The organism is Aquirufa ecclesiirivi, from assembly GCF_011250515.1.
In the GTDB taxonomy this organism is placed as follows: Bacteria; Bacteroidota; Bacteroidia; order Cytophagales; family Spirosomataceae; genus Aquirufa; species Aquirufa ecclesiirivi.
In genome coordinates, this window is sequence record NZ_JAANOP010000001.1 from 663,316 (window position 1) to 682,266 (window position 18,951).

An 18,951-nucleotide genomic window follows, 5' to 3' on the forward strand; every position below is an offset into this window, starting at 1 on the left:
CGGATATTTTCCGTAATTTTGCACAAATTTTTTTAATCTGAGAATAAACTATGCTACGCACTCATACGAATGGCGAATTACGATTGAATCATGTAGGGCAAGAAGTTACCTTGTGTGGTTGGATACAGCGAACAAGAGATAAAGGAGGGATGATTTGGGTTGATTTACGAGATCGCTATGGTATCACACAGTTGATGTTAGAGGAGGGAAAATCCAGTGTAGAAGCCTTAACTATGGCCCGTAATTTAGGGAGAGAGTTCGTGGTAGAAGCCAAAGGAGTCGTGGTGGAAAGATTAGCTAAAAACGATAAATTAGCTACAGGAGATATCGAGATTAAAGTAAGTGAAATTAACGTATTAAATCCTGCCAAATTGCCTCCATTTTTGATTGAAGATGAGACCGATGGTGGTGAGGATGTACGTATGAAATACCGTTACTTGGATTTACGTCGTACACCTATTCGAGAAAGCTTACGTTTACGTCATACCGTAGCCAAAGAAGTAAGACGCTATTTAGATGATGCCGATTTTATTGAAGTGGAAACACCCGTTTTGATTAAATCTACACCAGAAGGAGCACGTGATTTCGTGGTGCCTTCTCGCATGAATCCAGGAGAATTTTATGCTTTACCTCAATCTCCACAAACCTTCAAGCAACTACTGATGGTTTCTGGATTTGATCGTTATTATCAATTGGTGAAATGTTTCCGAGATGAGGATTTGAGAGCGGATAGACAACCTGAATTTACACAAATCGACTGTGAGATGTCGTTCGTTGAACAGGAAGATATTTTGAATATGTTTGAAGGTTTGATCCGTCATTTGTTTTTACAAGTGAAGGGATTGGATATTGGAGAAGTTTCTCGAATGACCTATGCTGATGCGATGAAATATTATGGTTCTGATAAACCAGATATTCGTTTTGATATGCATTTTGTGGAATTGAAAGGGGAAGAACAAGACTTGACCACAGGTAAGGATTTCCAAGTGTTTGATTCGGCTTCGCACGTGATTGGTATTTGTGTGAAAGGGGCTGCAGAATATACGCGCAAGCAGGTAGATGAGTTAACGGATTTTGTTCGTCGGCCACAAATTGGAGCTAAAGGATTAATTTATGTTCGTCATCAAGCAGATGGATTGAAGTCTTCTGTAGATAAATTTTACGGAGAAGAGGATTTGAAAAAATGGTCTTCGGCATTTAATTCTGAGCCAGGTGATTTGATGTTGATTTTAAGCGGAGAAGGGGATAAGGTGCGTAAGCAATTGAATGAATTGAGATTAGAAATGGGTACTCGCATGGGATTGCGTGATCCAAACAATTATAAAGTACATTGGGTAGTTGATTTTCCATTGTTGGAATACAGCGAGGAAGAAAATCGCTGGTTTGCCATGCACCATCCATTTACAAGTCCTAAACCAGAGGATATTCCTTTAATGATGGCGGGAGATTTGGGTCAAGTAAGAGCCAATGCCTACGATTTAGTGGTGAATGGCGTGGAAGTTGGTGGAGGCTCCATTCGTATCTTCCAAAAAGAGCTTCAATCGACCATGTTCAAGGTTTTAGGCTTTACAGAAGATGAAGCAAAAGCGCAATTTGGCTTTTTATTGGATGCGTTTGAGTATGGTGCACCTCCACATGGTGGTTTAGCCTTTGGTTTTGACCGACTTTGTTCTCTGTTTGGAGGTTCGGAATCAATCCGCGATTACATCGCATTCCCTAAAAACAATGCAGGTAGGGATGTGATGATTGACTCACCATCACCCCTTGCCCCTGCACAGTTAAAGGAATTGAAAATTAAGACGGATTTATAATTCTTCGTCGAAATTGAAGGAGAACACCGAACTTTGCCATTCATTTGGATCAATGTTCAAGATCTCTTTAATCTCTCCGTGATGCATATCGAATACCCAGCCATGTAGGTATGGGTATTCGAATTGCTTCCAAGCTTTCTGAATGATGGTCGTTTTGGCCAAGTTTAGCACTTGTTCTTTTACGTTCAATTCTACCAATCGATCAAACTGTTCTTTTTCACTAGGAAGTGCGTGGATTTCTTTGAAATTCTTTTCATAAACTTCCTTGATATTTCTAAGCCATTTATTGATTAGACCATAATCTTTGTTGGTCATAGCGGCGCGTACACCTCCACAATTATAGTGACCACAAACAATCACATGTTTAACTTGTAAAACCTCCACGGCATATTGTAGCACAGAAAGTAGATTCATGTCGGTATGAACTACCATATTGGCCACATTCCTATGAACAAAGATATCTCCAGGGTTGGCATGAGTGATTTCCTCAGCTGGCACCCGGCTATCCGCACAACCTATCCAAAGAAAAAGAGGTTTTTGGTCTTTGGATAGATCATCAAAATAATGTTCATCTATCGCTAATTTTTCAGAGGCCCAGGCTTTATTACTTAATAAGAGTTTTTTATATTCTTTCATGTTTATTTCTTTTTGATTTCGGCTTCTATACCTCTTTCGTGAGCAGTGTTAATAAATTCTTGAATTAATAATTGAATATCATGGTCCATAAAATGAACTTTCGTGGTGTCAATATACACTTCTGAGCCAGGAGGGATTTTACGGAAAGTTTCTTTCAAAGCCATTTTGTGTAAAAATGTGACGTCTTTTTGGAATTTTATCAAAATTTCATTTTGACTGCTAAATACCGAAAACACGGAAGAATAGTTGGTTACAATCACAAAACCAATGCCAACGATAGTCCCCACAAAAATACCCCATAATAAATCAACCATAACCACGACAATGATGGTGATTAAAAATGGTATCCACTGTTTCCAGCCTTCAGAAATGACTTTTTGGAATTGGCTTGGATGAGCTAGTTTATATCCTGTGTAAAGCAAAATACTAGCCAAACATGCCAAGGGTATTTTATTTAAATATTGGGGCAATAATAAAACGGCCAACAATAAGAGAATTCCATGAAAGAATCCAGACATTTTACTCTTTCCTCCGGCATAAACATTGGTGGAGGATCGAACAATTACCGAAGTAATGGGTAGCCCTCCTAAGAATCCAGAAAAAATGTTTCCAACACCTTGAGCTACCAATTCACGGTCTGCGGAAGATATTCTTTTAGCTGGGTCTAAGGAATCTGTCGCTTCTAAAGATAACAAGGATTCCAAGCTGGCAACTAACGCTAGGGTAACAGCCAGCGTATAAATCTTGGGATTACTTAGAAATTCCCAATCTGGGAAAACCATAGCTTGTCCGATTTCTGCGAAATTAGAAAAAAGGGGTAATCCCACCATATGCTCTTTGGAATTACCTAAAAACCACTCAGGCATCCAAATTTCATAAGCGTTATTGATAAGCACACCTAAAATCACCACAAATAAGGAAGCGGGAAGTTGGGAAAGAAGGGGTAATTTTTTACTTAAAGGGGTCCAAGAAAATAGTAAAACTAAGCCACTAAGTGCAATAATCAATGCACCTGGGTTGATGGATAAGAGGGAACTAATGAGTTCACTAAAAGTATTTTGGCCATCTGCACTTTGGTTAAACTCAAATTCGCCAATAAAATCTAAATCATCTCCTATAGCATGTGGGATTTGTTTTAAAATGATGACAATTCCGATGGCCACGAGCATCCCTCGGATGACAGATGAAGGGAAAAAGCTGCCCAGTTTGCCCATTTTAGCTAATCCTAAAATAACTTGGATAATACCAGCTAAAATAACAACGAGTAAAAAGCCAGCAAAAGAACCTAAATCAAGTATGGCATTTGCCACGATAATCGTTAAACCTGCCGCAGGTCCACTGACAGATAATTGGGATCCGGAAATCCAAGAAACAATGATTCCCCCAATAATACCAGCAATTAATCCGGCTAATAATGGTGCGCCGGACGCTAAAGCAATTCCTAGGCATAATGGTAATGCGACTAAAAATACCGCAATTCCAGACTTCCAATCCCCTTGTGCAAAGGATTGGAGATAATTTTTGAAAGACATATACGTGTGGTTTGATTGAAATCTACAATAAATTCAAATAGAGATTATCCACGTATATCAGGAGGAGGGGAAAAGCTTTGTACATGCGGATTTCTTAGCCTAAAAGGCTGAAAAGCATGAGGATCTTGAATGGATTCCGAAAAAAATATGAATTTTGAATTTTCCTGTGTGTGGAAAAGAGATAAAACATGCTGTGCTTTGCTAACTTCTTCTTCCTCTTCTTCCTCCTCTTCACAAAGTTCAACCCACATGGCCATGAACATTTTGGATTCTAAATTATCTGTTTTAAGGCTGGTTTTTGAAACAGGTATGGTTGACACAGCCGTGATGGAATTAAGCTGCGAGTACACCGTAGCTACCATCAAGAAGGCAAAGGCCAATAAAGTAAAACCGAGCTGTTTCATTAATCAAATTTCTGGGTACTCTGAAAGATAATTTTTGCTTGATTATCTCTCTCTTGCACGAGTACTGGCGTAAAGTTATCAAATTTATCCTTTCCATAACGCCATTCTTTTTTTAATCTTCCTCCACTTCCCTTTTCATGATATTCTCTCCATCGACCCACCTTGACACTGTCATCTAGTTTTCCTTCTTCCTTGAGAAGTCCATTGGGATAAAAAGATAAAAACTGTCCCGCAATTTTACCATATGTTTTGGGGATAACTTCTTTTATCTTTTTTTGCTCTTTATCATAATAAGAAATGATGGATTCAGCAGGAAAGCCTTTTTTATAATATTGCTTATTCTCTAATTCAAACTCTTGACCATAATTTTCCCAACGACCATCTTTCACTCCCATAAAAAAATGCCCTTCCTCAACTAAATTTTCATGTACAAATTTGCGGTAAGGACCATGGCAAATTTGAGCATTTTTACTGTCTTTGATGGGGGAATTTACCACCCTCGATTGTGCAGGATCATACCACCAAATTTCTTGGCTATAGGGGCTTACCGCTTCGTCTTCTACGTATTTTACAACATTGAGTTCTTCTACTGTCGTTCTATTACCACTTCCGTAGGTACCTATTCGTCGTTCCGTTTTGATGCCCAAGTATTCATCTTTAATCTCAACTTTCTTCTTTTTTGAGCTATTTTTTAGTTTAGAACCGATGTTCTCTATTCCTAATTCAGATAAAATCGCCTTACTTTCTTTTTTCCAATTAGCACTTTCATCCTTGGTTTTGCCTCCTAGTTCGGAAATACGCTGAAGGGAACTTTTATTTTTTTGACTGCTATCCATAGTAGGTTTTTTACTAGTCTGCAAGGCATTATTTTGCCCTTGACTTGGAAAATATCCAAGCACTAATAAACTCAAGCCCAATGTTAAGAACGATTTAGTCATGTGAGGAGGAACGAAAGCACAGCAAAATTATTTCGCAAATTAAGAATTTAAATAATTAGAACCTGCTTTTATGTATTTTTACACTCTTAAGCTGCATTTAATAAACAAAAAGTGAATTCATTGGAAAAAGAAGCTAAAATATACGTTGCGGGGCATCGAGGAATGGTGGGATCATCCATCCTTAGGCACTTACTCGCACAAGGTTATTCCAATTTAATTCTGCGTACTTCTGCCGAATTAGATTTGAGGAATCAAGCGGCCGTAGATACCTTTTTTGCTCAAGAAAAGCCTGATTATGTTTTTTTAGCTGCCGCTAAAGTTGGGGGGATTGTGGCTAATAACACCTATCGGGCTGATTTTCTATATGAAAATCTAGCAATTCAAAACCACGTTATTCACGCTTCTTTTGTTCATCAAGTTAAGAAACTCATGTTTTTAGGTTCTTCTTGTATTTATCCCAAAATGGCCCCTCAACCATTGAAAGAATCGTATTTATTGAGTGGTTTTTTAGAGCCGACCAACGAACCATACGCCATAGCTAAAATAGCTGGCATTAAGATGTGTGAGGCCTACCGTGCTCAATACGGCTGTCAATTTATTTCCGTCATGCCTACCAATTTATATGGCATGAATGACAATTACGATTTAGAGAATTCACATGTTTTACCCGCCATGATTCGAAAATTTCACGAAGCAAAATTACGTGGAGATGAATCAATTACCCTTTGGGGTACGGGTTCACCCAAACGAGAATTTTTATATGCAGACGATTTAGCCAAGGCCTGTTTGTACCTCATGGAAAATTACAATGAGTCTGAATTTGTCAATATAGGAACAGGTGAAGATGTCAGTATTTTGGAATTAGCTGAAATGGTTAAAAAAATTATAGGTTTTGAAGGAGCAATTCACTGGGATACGTCCAGACCTGATGGAACTCCAAGAAAACTGATGGATGTTTCTAAATTGCATCAATTAGGATGGAAACATGAAGTCGAGTTGCTTGATGGTATTCAATTAGCTTATCAAGATTTTTTACAAAACCCTAAATCGAGGAAATAGGAAGGATGCAAGTGAAGGAGTGGTTTAGTACCTGGTTTGATTCCCCATATTATCATATTCTGTACGCACAACGTGATGAGGTGGAGGCAGCGGCATTTATTAGTTCCTTACAAACAAAGCTAAAACTTCCTGCAGGAGCGCAAGTCTTAGATGTCGCTTGTGGAAAAGGCCGACATGCCATTACCCTTCATGATTTAGGATTGGATGTTAAAGCATTTGATTTATCTCCTTCTAATATTGAACTAGCACAAGCATTTTCTACTGACAGACTTTCATTTTTTGTTCATGATGTCAGAAATGCTTTACCCGAGGAATGGCAGTATGATGCCATATTTAACTTCTTTACCAGCTTTGGATATTTTGATTCTCGGGAAGAGAATCAACAAGCATTCAAGGTGCTTGGTGATGTCTTGAAAACTGGAGGAGTATTTGTCTTGGATTTTTTCAATCCAAGCTATGTGATGGCTCATTTGATTGAAGAAGAAAGCTTGGTTAGAAAAGGCATACATTTTCAGATTAGACGTTGGGAATCCGAAGGATACTTATATAAATCCATCGATTTTGAAGATCAAGGAGAAGTCTTTCATTTTGAAGAGCGAGTGGAGTTAATCTCAAAAAATGATTTTATTGCCTATGCTGCCCAATCCGGCTTTCATTTGGTGGATTTGCTTGGAGATTATAAATTAGGTTCTTTTGATGAAAAGAACTCGACCCGCATGATTTTTGTCTGGGTTAAAAATAGGTTTCATGGATTTTTTTAACGCATTATGGACTACTGAAAAGCCCGATGGGCATTTTGAAACGAAGCTTCAGTCTGTTCCTTTTTCTACTTTAGCTACCGATAGAGTACTTGTTCAAGTCAGCTATTCGTCCCTCAATTACAAAGATGCCTTATCTTCCAATGGCCATAAAGGCATCACGAGAGATTTTCCTCATATTCCCGGGATTGACGCGGTAGGGAAGATCGTTCTTGATCCAAGTCAGTCATTTGCCATTGGACAAAAAGTCATCGTTACGGGTTTTGATTTAGGTATGAATACTCATGGGGGCTTAGCGGAATTTATAGCAGTACCCGCCAATTGGATAACCCCTTTACCTCATGGAATGTCGGCCCTCAAAGCCATGCAATGGGGTACGGCTGGTTTAACGGCCGGGATGGCTCTGTCTGCTCTCTGGCATCATGGAGTTCGGCCTAACCAGGGTGAAATAGTGGTTACTGGTGCTACTGGCGGAGTTGGGCTAATTTCTGTATTGTTACTTAAACATCTTGGATTTCAAGTAGTGGCAATAACGGGAAAAATGGACCAATATGAATTTTTGAAGCAAATGGGGGTTGATCGAATCATGGATAGAGAAGAATTTTTATCCGAAAAACCTCGAGCACTATATCCCATGCAATTTGCAGGGGCCATTGATGTGGTTGGCGGAGATGTGTTGGCTAAGATTATCAAGAGTTTACATTTGGGGGCTGCAGTAGCTGCCTGTGGAATGGCTTCCAGTGTTGAGCTACCCATGCAGATTTATCCATTTATTTTGCGGGGAGCCAATTTGCTGGGCATCTATTCGGCGGATTCTCCGTTAGAGAAGAAACAAGAAATTTGGGATAAATTAGCCAATGCATGGAATATTCCCTTGGATGCGATTTCTCGTACCATCACATTAGTAGAAGCCCCAGCTTATTTGGCCAAGATTCGAGCAGGTAATCACGTTGGTCGAACGGTCGTTCAAATCAAACCTTAGTATTTAATGAATTTTACGGGCGCTTGACTAGGGAAATCAGCCATTCTCATAACATAGGTGCCCGAAGGCAAACTTCTTACATCAAGGCTTAGACTATTGCCAGAAATAGCAGAAGAAACCACCACTTTTTCAAGCACCATTTTGCCTTGTAAATCCCAAATTTCAATATGGTATTCATCCCGCATGGATTGATCAGGCATCCCTATTTGAATAAACTCTTTAGTAGGATTAGGAAATAGAGTTAATTGCGGGTAAGGATTTTCTTTTTTTGTGGCTAATATGACGACGTTGATATAATCAGATACGGCTAAACAACCATTTACATCCGTTAGTTTTACTTGGTAAGCCCCTGATTGAATGGGAATATAACTGGCTTGATTGGCTCCTGCGATGGCTGTGATGCCATAATACCATTGATAGACGCTGGCATTGGCTGGAGCTTGTAAAATACCAGTAGCATAAGAAACGGTTGGAGTAGGGATTGTTCCTATATTGATGGTCAAACCTGGTGCTGTGGCTGGGCATGAACCATTATAACTTGCCACCATTTCATATTTTCCTTTGGTCAAAGCTTTGTATTGTAGATTGGTAGCTCCATCAATTGCCTTACCGTTTAAAAACCATTGTATGAGGGTATTGTCGGATGCTTTTCCTTGGATGGTGACACTCGCTCCTTGACAAACGGTCAAGTCTCCAAATGGACTGATGGAGGCTGAGGGAGTATCTTTGACACTTACCAGCACGTTCGCTCTAGGACTAGGACATCCCAAAGATTTAAATGTCATGTCATAGAAATAGTAATATCCCGAAGTAATGATACCATTATTGAATAAAGCTCCAGGTATATTAAGGATATTAGGTATGGTATACGGGAATCCAATATTCTCAGGAGCATTTATCGTATCGGTTTTACTTCGATTACTGCGATAAATAGAAGCTCCATCGAGGCAGGTTTGACTTAAATAATAAGTACCAGCACTTGGAATTTGAAGATTAAGAGCGACGACCATTCCTGGGTCATTTTTATCGTCCACTAGCTGTCCTGGAATTCCATCACTACGTAATGTTCTAGTTGCTTTAACCGTTTTAGTTACTGTAGACACCACATTCCCTGTTTCTTTATCAATGACATCAAAAGTAATTTTACCTGGGGTTCCTACATAAATTCGGGCACTTTCAAATACAATGGGCACCTTAGCTTCTACGATAACGGTTGGTCCAAATGTGGTGTAATAGGTTCCTCCTCCAAATTCTGATTTTGTTTTTGGTCCAAGGCCTCCACTGAAATCATTATATGAAGCTACATATTGTTTATTTCCTGGCACCTTGATGTTTAATCCTGAACCAACCAAGGTATTGTCACTTGTATACCAAAAAGGAGTGCCAGAAGTGGCAGATAAGGTCAATTCGCTTAATCCAGCACATTGAATTCCACTGACTATGGGAGCGCTTGGGTTTTCAACAGTTTTGTTTAAGGTATACGTATTATTTGAGGTATTTTGGTCAGCAGGCAATAAGGTACTTAATTCAAAAGAATACGTTTGACCTGCTTGTAAATTGAAGTTTCCTGTAATGGTTTCTTCTACTTCTTTACCAGAATTGACTTCGACTAGGGTTCCTGTAAATTTACCAATTTGAATGCCATTTTGTAAAATTTTTAATTCATAAGGAACGTTCACTTGATCTTTTAAACCTTGGTTTTTTACGATGATTTGTAGGCTACTGCTAGTGCTAGAAGCACAAAAACTCCCTGTTGGAGAAGAAATCGATAAGGCACTAATGTCATTGGAGGCATTGGCTGTGAGTATGACATATTCTTCACTTTCTCCACTACTGATGTTTCCACAAGAAGCAGCCAATGTAGCGCTGTTGCCTAATTCAGTAACCACTCTCATGCGGTAATATTGACCCGTTTCAGTGGCCGGGAAATTTGTGGCATTTCCTGAAAAGGATGTTGTTGAAAGTAAGCCACTATCCAAGATCATTTCTCCTGTATCTTCAAAGTCGCCATCTTGGTTCCAATCCACAAAAACCTTAGTTTGCTTGGATTGAGATGTACTATATGTTAATTCTATGGGAATTTTTGAACCTATTTCAACGGGGATGGCATTTTGTGTAAAATCTTGGCTAGTAGAAACGCTATTGCTGTAGGTTCCCAACGTGAATTTTTCTAAAGCGTTACTTTTGTTTTGAACAGTGATGTCACAATAAGCTTTGCCACCCATTCCAGAAATTAATAATGCATAATCTTGCTTGGAATTTTTTAATATGCCTTTATGGGATACTGTCAAACTGTAGGACTTACCAGGTACGACTTGATTAACCAATATCTGCTCAATATTATCCCGTATATTATCCCCTGCTGTGGCTGCTTTGGTCGGGTTATCAGGATCTAATATAAAAGGCAATAATTGACCATCTGCTGACTGCAAACGAATATCCAAATCATTCACCAACATGGGGATTCGGGAGTTTAAGCTGGAAGGAATAATAGGTAATACTTTTCCATTACTCCCTTCATAAGCAGGATCTGTCCAAGCAATGCTTACATGAAGCTGGCCTTTCCCAGAAGCTATCAAATTCATTTTTTTAGTAGCTCCATTGATAAGGGTTTCCTCTGAGAGTAGATAGGAGTTATCTTTGTTTTGAAGCATTTTTCCAGCTTTTTCCAAATCCAATAATCCCCATCCACTGGTATAATCTGGACCTGCTTGACCTACATCAAATGCCGTATGAGTGACTAAACCTCGTAAGGTAGAAGCCCACATGAATTTTTTATTCAACTGTTGGTAGAGTTGCTGCAATAGAAACAAAGATCCAGAAACTTGGGGAGTAGCCATGGAGGTACCACTCATTCGTTCATAATCAGTATTGCTAAGAAAACCTGTGGAGAATAGATCTTTTCCAATTCCAATAATTTCAGGTTTTATACGCCCGTCGTCTGTTGGACCCCGACTAGAAAAGCTGGCGACGGTAACATCACTAGGTTTAACAGGTGGAGAGGCTAGAGGCTCGGCAGCACCCACGGATAGCATATTTTTAGCGGTTGCTGGACTTCCTACCGTATTAAACCCCGTATTTGTGGCTCTGACCACATTAGAAGAGTCTTTGGTGTTTCCAATCAGGTAATATTGACCCGCAGGAGGGCCATTTTCATCAGCGCTATTTCCTGTGGCCCCTACCATCAAATAATAGGGCGAATTAAAGGCAATTTTATCTTTCGCTTGTGCATCATCGTCATAAAACCCAAAGACATAATCCTCAGATACACTCATTTTGTCATCACCAAACCAGCGGTATTTATTGACATCGGAATCAAAACTCCATCCAGCTACAGCACCATAGGAATGATTACTGATTAGTAGGCTGGGGGATGCAGCACTGATTTTGGCATCATCATTCTGAAAATCCCATGACTTTAACGTCGCTTCAAAAGCCATACCTCTAGCTTCTGGATTAAAAATACCAGAGGCTATCATCGTTCCACCCACGTGGGTCGAATGTTCGCCATACGTGATGGTCTTTTCTTGAGCTAAAACTCTGCCCGTTAATTCTTGATGGCTTAGTCGTACAGTTTGCTCATCCCATATGGCTAATTTGCCATATAAACTGTCGGATTTTCCTGTTAATTGTAGACCTAATGATCCTCCAGTATAAAATTGATTCGTTTTTGTTGCGATGGAAGCCACTTTATTGGAATATACCCCTTTGTAAATAGGTCTTCCATTGGGATTGATACTCTGAAGGTAGATGGATCTCTTTCCCATTTTTGCAGAAGTGGCAATACCCTTTTCTGCGGCTAGTTTTTGAACCTTGAGATATAAGCTGTCCTTTTGAGAACTAAATTGATTGGCAAAATTCAAAATGGCTTTTCTTCTTTCTATCGGGTATAATTCACCTTGCCCAAGATTTGAATGAGATGTTACAAAAAATAGAATAATCGCCGAAAAAAATTTCAATAAAAGTTTCGTCCTCAAATTGTTAGCGGATTTGAATATCGAAAATACTATAAATTATTTGATTTGCACTCGAAAGGTTTTCCGATGTAAGTAACAAGGGCCATGTGTAAGTATGGCTTTTCTATGTTGCATGGTAGGATAACCAGCATTTCGCTCCCAACCATATTCAGGATATTCTAAAGCCATTTTTTCCATTAATTCATCTCGATAGGTTTTGGCTAATATGGATGCTGCTGCTATGGAAAAAAACTTAGCATCCCCCTTAACGATACAAGTATGAGGGATTAATGGGTAGCTAATGAACCGATTTCCGTCGACCAAAAGATGGTCAGGACGATGTTTTAATTGATCTACAGCTTGATGCATGGCCAAAACGCTTGCCTTATAAATATTGATTTTATCAATGGTTGGCGCATCTACTTCTGCTATGGCAAAGTCAATTGCTGTTTCTTCTATCTCTTTTTTTAATTGATTCCTTTGTCTTGCACTCAGTTGCTTGGAATCATTCAAATAAGGGTGATGAAAATCTAAGGGTAAAATAACGGCAGCTGCAACTACTGGGCCCGCTAAACAACCTCTACCGGCCTCATCGAGACCGGCTTCTAAACCTATATTTGAAAAATAGGGAAGAAGTGTCGACATTTGTGTATTAAATTAAAATCTTGTTCGTTTCAATTGCCTTAATGTCTGCAAAATTGATGAATAATTCTCTAAGCTATCTCATGCGCTCTAAAATTTATCTTTTTTCAATCTTGTTTTTAACTTTAACCCACATGCTTGTGGCACAAGGAGACAAGCCAAAAAAAATATTTCATTTGTCCATGAAATCTGTCCGATTTAATGGAGATGTTTCCAACGGGGAGGTTTATTTATTTAAACCGTCAATTGAAGTTGGATTTGGGCTTCAATTTCCCATAAATAAACATTGGAGTTTTAACCCTGAAATTAATTTAGCCCAACGTGGCCATCATGGGAAAATCACGTATTCCGATTCCACATATTCAGAAAGAACGATAACCTTAAATTACTTAGATTTAAATCCCAATTTTGAATTAACCCTAGGGAAAGTTTCTGAATTTTCGAACAATATTTCTATATGGGGTGGACCTTATTTAGGAGTAGGGCTTTGGGATAATACCTTAGTTGAAAATAAGATTATCAATCCCAATAAACCCAATAGTTTCATTACAATCACTAATTCTAGTGAGAGTTTTTCTAGTGATTTTCGCCGTATAGACGCTGGATTAAAATTTGGTATAGGAATCGTTGCAAAACGTTTTGTTGCCGCAGGTTTTACTTATCAAACGGGTTTTATCAACATCACGGCTTCATCCGTTAAAACCTATAACCAGTCCTTAGGCTTTTATTTTAGAGTCTTTTTCGACGATATGTTTTAATCTCTGTCAAAAAGTAAACGTTTCCCTAATTGACTTTCATTGAATTTTCCTTGCGTATAAGCTAAATGCCCCGACACGAATGTATGAGCAATGCTTGAATGAAAGGTGTGGCCTTCCATCGGGGACCATTGGCATTGGTAATGAAGGTTTGATTTTTCTACTTTTTGTGGGGTGTTGAAATCAACAACAGCTAAATCAGCCCAATATCCTTCACGGATAAATCCTCTATCTTGTATTTGGAAAATTTCAGCCACCGTATGAGCTGTTTTTTCTGCAATTTGTACCAGTGAAAGCACTCCTTCTTTTTCCAAGTCAAAAAGCATCAATAAAGGATGCTGCACCAAAGGTAAACCTGAAGGCGACTTCCAATAACCTTGTTGTTTTTCCTCCCACGTATGTGGAGCATGATCCGTAGCTATAATATCCAAACTGCCCGTTTGTAGGGCTTTTCTAAGTGCATTTTTATGCCTTGAGTCTTTAATAGCAGGATTGCATTTAATTTGGTTATCGAGCTTTTCATAATCTGAAGCATCAAACCAAAGATGATGTACACAAACTTCGGAAGTGATCCGCTTGTTTTTGGAAGGTTTCCCTGTTTCAAATAAAGCCAATTCTTCCTCTGTACTTATATGGAGAATATGCAGGCGAGTATTCCATTTTTTGGCTAAATCGACGGCCATAGTTGAAGATAAATAACATGCTTCCTCGTTTCTAATTAAAGGATGTATCAAGGCTGGAGCGTCTTCAGGGTACTTGTCACGAAACAACTTCGTACGCGCTTTTACAGTTGCTTCATCTTCACAATGTGTGGCAATCAATAATTCACTCTTGGAAAAAATATTTTCCAACGTTTGGCTATTATCCACCAACATATTGCCTGTGGATGAACCCATAAAAATTTTTATACCGCAGACATCCTGTTTATTGGTTTTCAAGACTTCTTCCAAATTGTCATTTCCCGCCCCCATAAAAAAGGAGTAATTGGCCAAGGATGAACGTTGGGCAATGGTATATTTATCGGCTAATATCTCTTGAGAAAGGGCACTGGGGACTGTATTCGGCATTTCCATGAAACTGGTAACGCCACCTGCTACTGCTGCTCTAGCTTCACTAGCAATATGTGCCTTGTGGGTTAGGCCAGGCTCTCTAAAATGCACTTGATCATCAATCATTCCTGGAAAAACATGTTTCCCAGTTAAATCCATGATTTGTTCATTTCCTTGAGGACTAATCGTACTAGCAATTTTGTCAATTCGGCCATTAGAAATGCGTATATCCCCTTCTATAATCTGACCTTCATTGACTATTTTAGCATTTTTTAATAGGTAATTCGACATATTACTCCGCTTTAATTTCTGTAATTTTAAATTCAGTTCTTCTATTTTGTTGGTGCATTTCTTCACTACATTCTACCCCATCAGCACATTCATTAACTAGCTGACTTTCTCCATAACCTTTCGCTTTGATCCTCTTTTGGTCGATACCTCGCAGAACAATGTATCGGACAGCTGATTCAGCCCTTCGTTGAGATAGCTTTTGGTTATAAGGAACACTACCTCGTGAGTCCGTATGCGAGCCTAATTCAATTGAAACGTTGGTATTATCACGTAAGAATTGAACAATTTTTTCTAATTCTTCTGAAGCATCATTTCTGATTTCTGCCCGATCTAAATTATAGTAAATGGGGTTGATTTGATACAATTGGGTAATTTCTTTACCCACTTCTGCTTTGTCCATGACGATTTGCCAAACAAATGTCGTATCAGTAATTTCCTTTTTTAATAACCTTGCTGGAATTTCTCTTCCTTCCATCGAGAATGTCGATCGCTTAATAAGGTAATCTTCTTTTTCACACACAAAGTCGATTTGGTCATTTTCTCCCAAATCCATAATTTCCAAACGTCCTTTTTTGTTGCTATACCCTGGATCTATACTTTGTCCATTTCTGCGTATACTGACTTTGACGGAATCAATAGGCTTACCGCTTGGATCTATGATTTCTGTTTGCAAAAAGTATTGAACGATTTTATTTTCAGTAGCAGCTACTACTGGCGGAGCCTCATTGGTCCACCATCTTTCAGGATTGCTAACAGGGGATTTAAAATAATAAATGTCATCATCTCCTTTCCCGCCAGCACGATTGGAACTAAAATATCCAGATAAGGAGTCCACCAAGCTAATGCCAAAATCATCAGAAATGGAATTCATCGGTACCCCTAAATGCTCAATGATAATCTCATTTTCATTCCGTGAAGCAACGAATAAATCTAGTCCACCTAAACTAGGATGTCCATCCGATGAAAAATATAATTTACCATCTTCACTCACAAAAGGGAAAATTTCATCACCTGGGGTGTTAATCGCAGAGCCTAAATTGATGGGTCTACCAAATCTACCTGAGTTATCCATAGGTGAACGGTAAATATCCAGTCCCCCTTTGCCACCACGTCTATTGGAACTAAAATATAAGGTTTTGCCATCTGATGAAAAAGCTGGGCTGCCATCCCAAGCAATAGAATCGGAAATGGCTAGTCTTTCTGGTACTGACCAATCATTGCCATTTCTACGACTAATGTAGAGGTCTACATCTGGGGATAAATCTTTGTTTTTACCTGTATTTCCTCGAGCAAAGACCACCGTATTACCATCTTTGGAAAAGGCTGGCGTACCCTCATTGGCATTTTCCTTATCAATCATCGGGCTAAATAAGTTCAAAGCCCCTAATTCTACAGGACTCTTCAATGATGCTTTATATAGTCCCAGATAGGGTAGTCCATTGTTCTTATAGATACTTTGTTTTCTTGAGCTTGTGATAATTAATTCATCCCCCAGTTTTCTGGCAGAGAATTCAGCCATGGGCGTATTCCCTTGAACAGCCTGAACTCCAACAGGACTCGTTTTTTTCTGTAATTCACTTACTTGAGGAAGATTTTCTAATTCAATTTCTGCCTTAAGTTTTAAGGATTTACTCGGTTTGTTTTGAAGGAAATCCTTTAACGCAGATTGTGCAAGCGTATAATTCCCTGTCGCTTTTGCCGCAAAAGCCATATTGAATCGAATCGTATTATCCGTATTTCCTTTGGATAAAGCCGTTTGATAATAGGGTAAAGCGGAGGAAATCCGATTGGATAAGCGATAAGATTCCGCAATAAAATAACTGGTTTGGTCTAATTGATATCCTTTCTCAGCTAAAGGCTTTAATTGTTGAATGACCAATTCATATTCCCCTTTATCGAAAGAATTAAGTGCTTTTTTAAGCTTAAATTCATCTCCTTGGCATGCTAAAAGGCATAGCGCAAAACTGATTCCTAAGAAGGAATTGATGATCAAGCGTAATGTTGACTTCTGTTTGGCGTATTTCATGGAGTGTAAAAGAAATTCAAATGTAACAAGCTAAGCTCATTTATTTCACGTACCTTTGTATAAATTTCGAAAATCGAAATAATTACAAGACAAAAGCGTCTTGCTTCTTACAGCAGTGATGTTGCAAATTTAGTATTATGAGAAAAAGAATTGATAAGAACGACGGCCGTCGTTCAGATTCAACCCCCAAGTCTTCGGACGACCGCCGTTCAAGTAGAGGCGGAGAAAGAGCACCTTATGCAGGTTCTCGTTCCAATTCAGAAGGACGTCCCTATTCAGGACCACGTTCAGATAGCCCAAGAAGTTTTTCTGGCCCAAGAAGAGATTCAGGAGATTCTCGTCGCCCATCTGGTGACGGAGAAAGAAGACCTTATTCAGGACCAAGAAGTGATTCAGACCGCAAACCCTACGAAGGAAATCGTGAAGGTGGCGAACGTCGTTCATTCTCTGGCCCAAGAAGAGACTCAGGAGATACTCGTCGCCCATTTGGTGACGGAGAAAGAAGACCTTATTCAGGACCAAGAAGTGATTCAGACCGCAAACCCTACGAAGGAAATCGTGAAGGTGGCGAACGCCGTTCATTCTCTGGCCCAAGAAGAGACTCAGGAGATACTCGTCGCCCATCTGGTGACGGAGAAAGAAGACCTTATTCAGGACCAAGAAGTGATTCAGACCGCAAACCCTACGAAGGAAATCGTGAAGGTGGCGAACGCCGTTCATTCTCTGGCCCAAGAAGAGACTCAGGAGATACTCGTCGCCCATCTGGTGACGGAGAAAGAAGACCTTATTCAGGACCAAGAAGTGATTCAGACCGCAAACCCTACGAAGGAAATCGTGAAGGTGGCGAACGTCGTTCATTCTCTGGCCCAAGAAGAGACTCAGGAGAGACTCGTCGTCCATCTGGTGACGGAGAAAGAAGACCTTATTCAGGACCAAGAAGTGATACAGACCGCAAACCATACGAAGGAAATCGTGAAGGTGGCGAACGCCGTTCATTCTCTGGCCCACGTAGAGATTCAGGAGATACTCGTCGCCCATTTGGTGATAGAGAGAGAAGACCCTATGATGCAAACCGTGAATTTTCGGAGGATAAGCCATTTGTGCCCAAAGAAGATTTTCGTTCTGAGCCAAGTAGCGAACAAGGAAATGATGAAGTAAAGCCAAGAGCTTATAGTAGTGATCGTACTCGTCCTGACACAAGAAGAGAAGATGCTCCAGAAAGCAGAGACTTTTCTGAAGGTAGAAATGCTAAGTTCTCCAAGCGCGATACGTTTAAAAGTAGAAATCGCTATGAAGAGAAACCTGCTTTTACACCTCAATATAAGTTAGATCGTTTTAGAGAAAAAGCTCCAGCTCGTATACAAAAGAAATTCATTCAGGAAGAGCGCAAGAATGATTCCATTCGTTTGAATCGTTACATTGCCAACGCCGGTATTTGTTCTCGTCGTGATGCAGATAAGTTGATTGAAGCAGGAGAGATCAAAGTAAACAATAAAGTAATTACAGAAATGGGCTATCAAGTTCAGCCTACGGATATTGTCAAATATGGTAACCGTAAACTGAACAGAGAAAAACCCGTTTATGTGCTTTTAAATAAACCCAAAGATTTCCTTACAACTACGGAAGATCCCAATGATCGCAAAACGGTGATGGAATTGGTGAAAAATGCAGGTGATGCCCGCATTTACCCAGTAGGTCGTTTGGATCGTAATACAACAGGTTTGATTTTATTGACCAATGATGGCGAGTTAGCTGATAAATTAACGCATCCATCCAATGAAATTGAGAAAATCTATCAAGCAGAATTGGATAAACCTTTGACAGATGAAGATTTGGAGAAGATCAAAGCAGGTTTGACTTTAGAGGATGGAGAAATCAAGGTAGATGATATCGCTAAGGTTACACCAGATGGATACGTTGTAGGAGTAAAAATCCACTCAGGTAAAAACCGCATCGTTCGTCGTATTTTCGAACACGTAGGTTATGAAGTAACCAAATTGGATCGAACTACATTCGCTGGATTGAATAAGAAAGATTTGCCTAGAGGAAATTGGAGATATTTGTCCGAAAGGGAATTGGTTAAGTTGAAATACTTAATGTAGGTACAAACAA

The 18,951-nt window shown here is 39.4% G+C and carries 14 protein-coding genes; 6 read left to right on the top strand and 8 right to left on the bottom strand.

What is annotated here, in order from left to right; genetic code table 11:
- Positions 1-50: 50 nt before the first annotated feature.
- Positions 51-1,811 (top strand): aspartate--tRNA ligase, encoded by a 1,761-nt coding sequence (gene aspS / locus G9H65_RS02850; protein ID WP_166373815.1) that lies wholly within the window; start codon positions 51-53, stop codon positions 1,809-1,811.
- Here the strand turns inward: aspS and G9H65_RS02855 are convergent.
- The 4 genes from G9H65_RS02855 to G9H65_RS02870 are packed head-to-tail and all read right to left on the bottom strand — an operon-like array spanning position 1,806 to position 5,321.
- Positions 1,806-2,447, bottom strand: a complete 642-nt coding sequence (locus tag G9H65_RS02855; protein WP_166373816.1) for a carbonic anhydrase — start codon at positions 2,445-2,447, stop codon at positions 1,806-1,808. The genes aspS and G9H65_RS02855 overlap by 6 nt on opposite strands.
- Positions 2,448-2,449: 2 nt before the next feature.
- Positions 2,450-3,979, bottom strand: a complete 1,530-nt coding sequence (locus G9H65_RS02860) for a SulP family inorganic anion transporter (RefSeq protein WP_166373817.1) — start codon at positions 3,977-3,979, stop codon at positions 2,450-2,452.
- A gap of 44 nt (positions 3,980-4,023) precedes the next feature.
- On the bottom strand, positions 4,024-4,383 hold the full coding sequence (locus tag G9H65_RS02865; RefSeq protein WP_166373818.1) for a hypothetical protein: 360 nt from the start codon (positions 4,381-4,383) through the stop codon (positions 4,024-4,026).
- Entirely contained in the window at positions 4,383-5,321 is a 939-nt protein-coding gene (locus G9H65_RS02870; RefSeq protein WP_166373819.1) for a toxin-antitoxin system YwqK family antitoxin, read from the bottom strand. Before G9H65_RS02870 ends, G9H65_RS02865 begins: the two co-directional genes overlap by 1 nt.
- Before the next feature lie 120 nt (positions 5,322-5,441).
- Between G9H65_RS02870 and fcl the strand changes: the two genes are divergently transcribed.
- Genes fcl through G9H65_RS02885 form a run of 3 tightly spaced genes read left to right on the top strand, consistent with a single transcriptional unit; the run spans position 5,442 to position 8,120 of the window.
- A complete protein-coding gene (gene fcl / locus G9H65_RS02875; RefSeq protein WP_166373932.1) occupies positions 5,442-6,380 on the top strand; it encodes a GDP-L-fucose synthase in 939 nt (312 codons plus the stop codon).
- 5 nt (positions 6,381-6,385) lie between these two features.
- A complete protein-coding gene (locus G9H65_RS02880; protein ID WP_166373820.1) occupies positions 6,386-7,141 on the top strand; it encodes a class I SAM-dependent methyltransferase in 756 nt (251 codons plus the stop codon).
- Entirely contained in the window at positions 7,128-8,120 is a 993-nt protein-coding gene (locus G9H65_RS02885) for a YhdH/YhfP family quinone oxidoreductase (protein ID WP_166373821.1), read from the top strand. The genes G9H65_RS02880 and G9H65_RS02885 overlap by 14 nt, the downstream gene beginning before the upstream one ends.
- Here G9H65_RS02885 and G9H65_RS02890 read toward each other — a convergent pair.
- Entirely contained in the window at positions 8,117-12,097 is a 3,981-nt protein-coding gene (locus tag G9H65_RS02890) for a S8 family serine peptidase (RefSeq protein WP_166373822.1), read from the bottom strand. The genes G9H65_RS02885 and G9H65_RS02890 overlap by 4 nt on opposite strands.
- Positions 12,098-12,133: 36 nt before the next feature.
- A complete protein-coding gene (locus G9H65_RS02895; protein ID WP_166373823.1) occupies positions 12,134-12,721 on the bottom strand; it encodes a ribonuclease HII in 588 nt (195 codons plus the stop codon).
- A gap of 131 nt (positions 12,722-12,852) precedes the next feature.
- Here G9H65_RS02895 and G9H65_RS02900 point away from each other — a divergent pair, with 131 nt between their 5' ends.
- Positions 12,853-13,476: a porin family protein gene (locus G9H65_RS02900; protein ID WP_166373824.1), complete on the top strand. Its 624-nt coding sequence runs from the start codon at positions 12,853-12,855 to the stop codon at positions 13,474-13,476.
- Here the strand turns inward: G9H65_RS02900 and G9H65_RS02905 are convergent.
- Both G9H65_RS02905 and G9H65_RS02910 read right to left on the bottom strand, forming a co-directional pair.
- Positions 13,473-14,813, bottom strand: coding sequence for a dihydroorotase (locus G9H65_RS02905; RefSeq protein ID WP_166373825.1), 1,341 nt, complete (start codon positions 14,811-14,813; stop codon positions 13,473-13,475). The two genes, G9H65_RS02900 and G9H65_RS02905, sit on opposite strands and share 4 nt — an antisense overlap.
- Position 14,814: 1 nt before the next feature.
- Positions 14,815-16,839, bottom strand: a complete 2,025-nt coding sequence (locus G9H65_RS02910) for an OmpA family protein (protein ID WP_166373826.1) — start codon at positions 16,837-16,839, stop codon at positions 14,815-14,817.
- A 137-nt stretch (positions 16,840-16,976) separates the two neighbouring features.
- Between G9H65_RS02910 and G9H65_RS02915 the strand changes: the two genes are divergently transcribed.
- Positions 16,977-18,941 (top strand): pseudouridine synthase, encoded by a 1,965-nt coding sequence (locus tag G9H65_RS02915; protein WP_166373827.1) that lies wholly within the window; start codon positions 16,977-16,979, stop codon positions 18,939-18,941.
- Positions 18,942-18,951: the final 10 nt, after the last annotated feature.

Coding starts and splice junctions, on each gene's coding strand:
- G9H65_RS02860 (WP_166373817.1), bottom strand. CDS start 3,979: ATGTCTTTCAAAAATTATCTCCAATCCTTTGCACAAGGGGATTGGAAG.
- G9H65_RS02880 (WP_166373820.1), top strand. CDS start 6,386: ATGCAAGTGAAGGAGTGGTTTAGTACCTGGTTTGATTCCCCATATTAT.
- G9H65_RS02915 (WP_166373827.1), top strand. CDS start 16,977: ATGAGAAAAAGAATTGATAAGAACGACGGCCGTCGTTCAGATTCAACC.
- G9H65_RS02905 (WP_166373825.1), bottom strand. CDS start 14,813: ATGTCGAATTACCTATTAAAAAATGCTAAAATAGTCAATGAAGGTCAG.
- G9H65_RS02885 (WP_166373821.1), top strand. CDS start 7,128: ATGGATTTTTTTAACGCATTATGGACTACTGAAAAGCCCGATGGGCAT.
- G9H65_RS02910 (WP_166373826.1), bottom strand. CDS start 16,839: ATGAAATACGCCAAACAGAAGTCAACATTACGCTTGATCATCAATTCC.
- G9H65_RS02855 (WP_166373816.1), bottom strand. CDS start 2,447: ATGAAAGAATATAAAAAACTCTTATTAAGTAATAAAGCCTGGGCCTCT.
- G9H65_RS02900 (WP_166373824.1), top strand. CDS start 12,853: ATGCTTGTGGCACAAGGAGACAAGCCAAAAAAAATATTTCATTTGTCC.
- G9H65_RS02895 (WP_166373823.1), bottom strand. CDS start 12,721: ATGTCGACACTTCTTCCCTATTTTTCAAATATAGGTTTAGAAGCCGGT.
- G9H65_RS02865 (WP_166373818.1), bottom strand. CDS start 4,383: ATGAAACAGCTCGGTTTTACTTTATTGGCCTTTGCCTTCTTGATGGTA.
- aspS (WP_166373815.1), top strand. CDS start 51: ATGCTACGCACTCATACGAATGGCGAATTACGATTGAATCATGTAGGG.
- G9H65_RS02870 (WP_166373819.1), bottom strand. CDS start 5,321: ATGACTAAATCGTTCTTAACATTGGGCTTGAGTTTATTAGTGCTTGGA.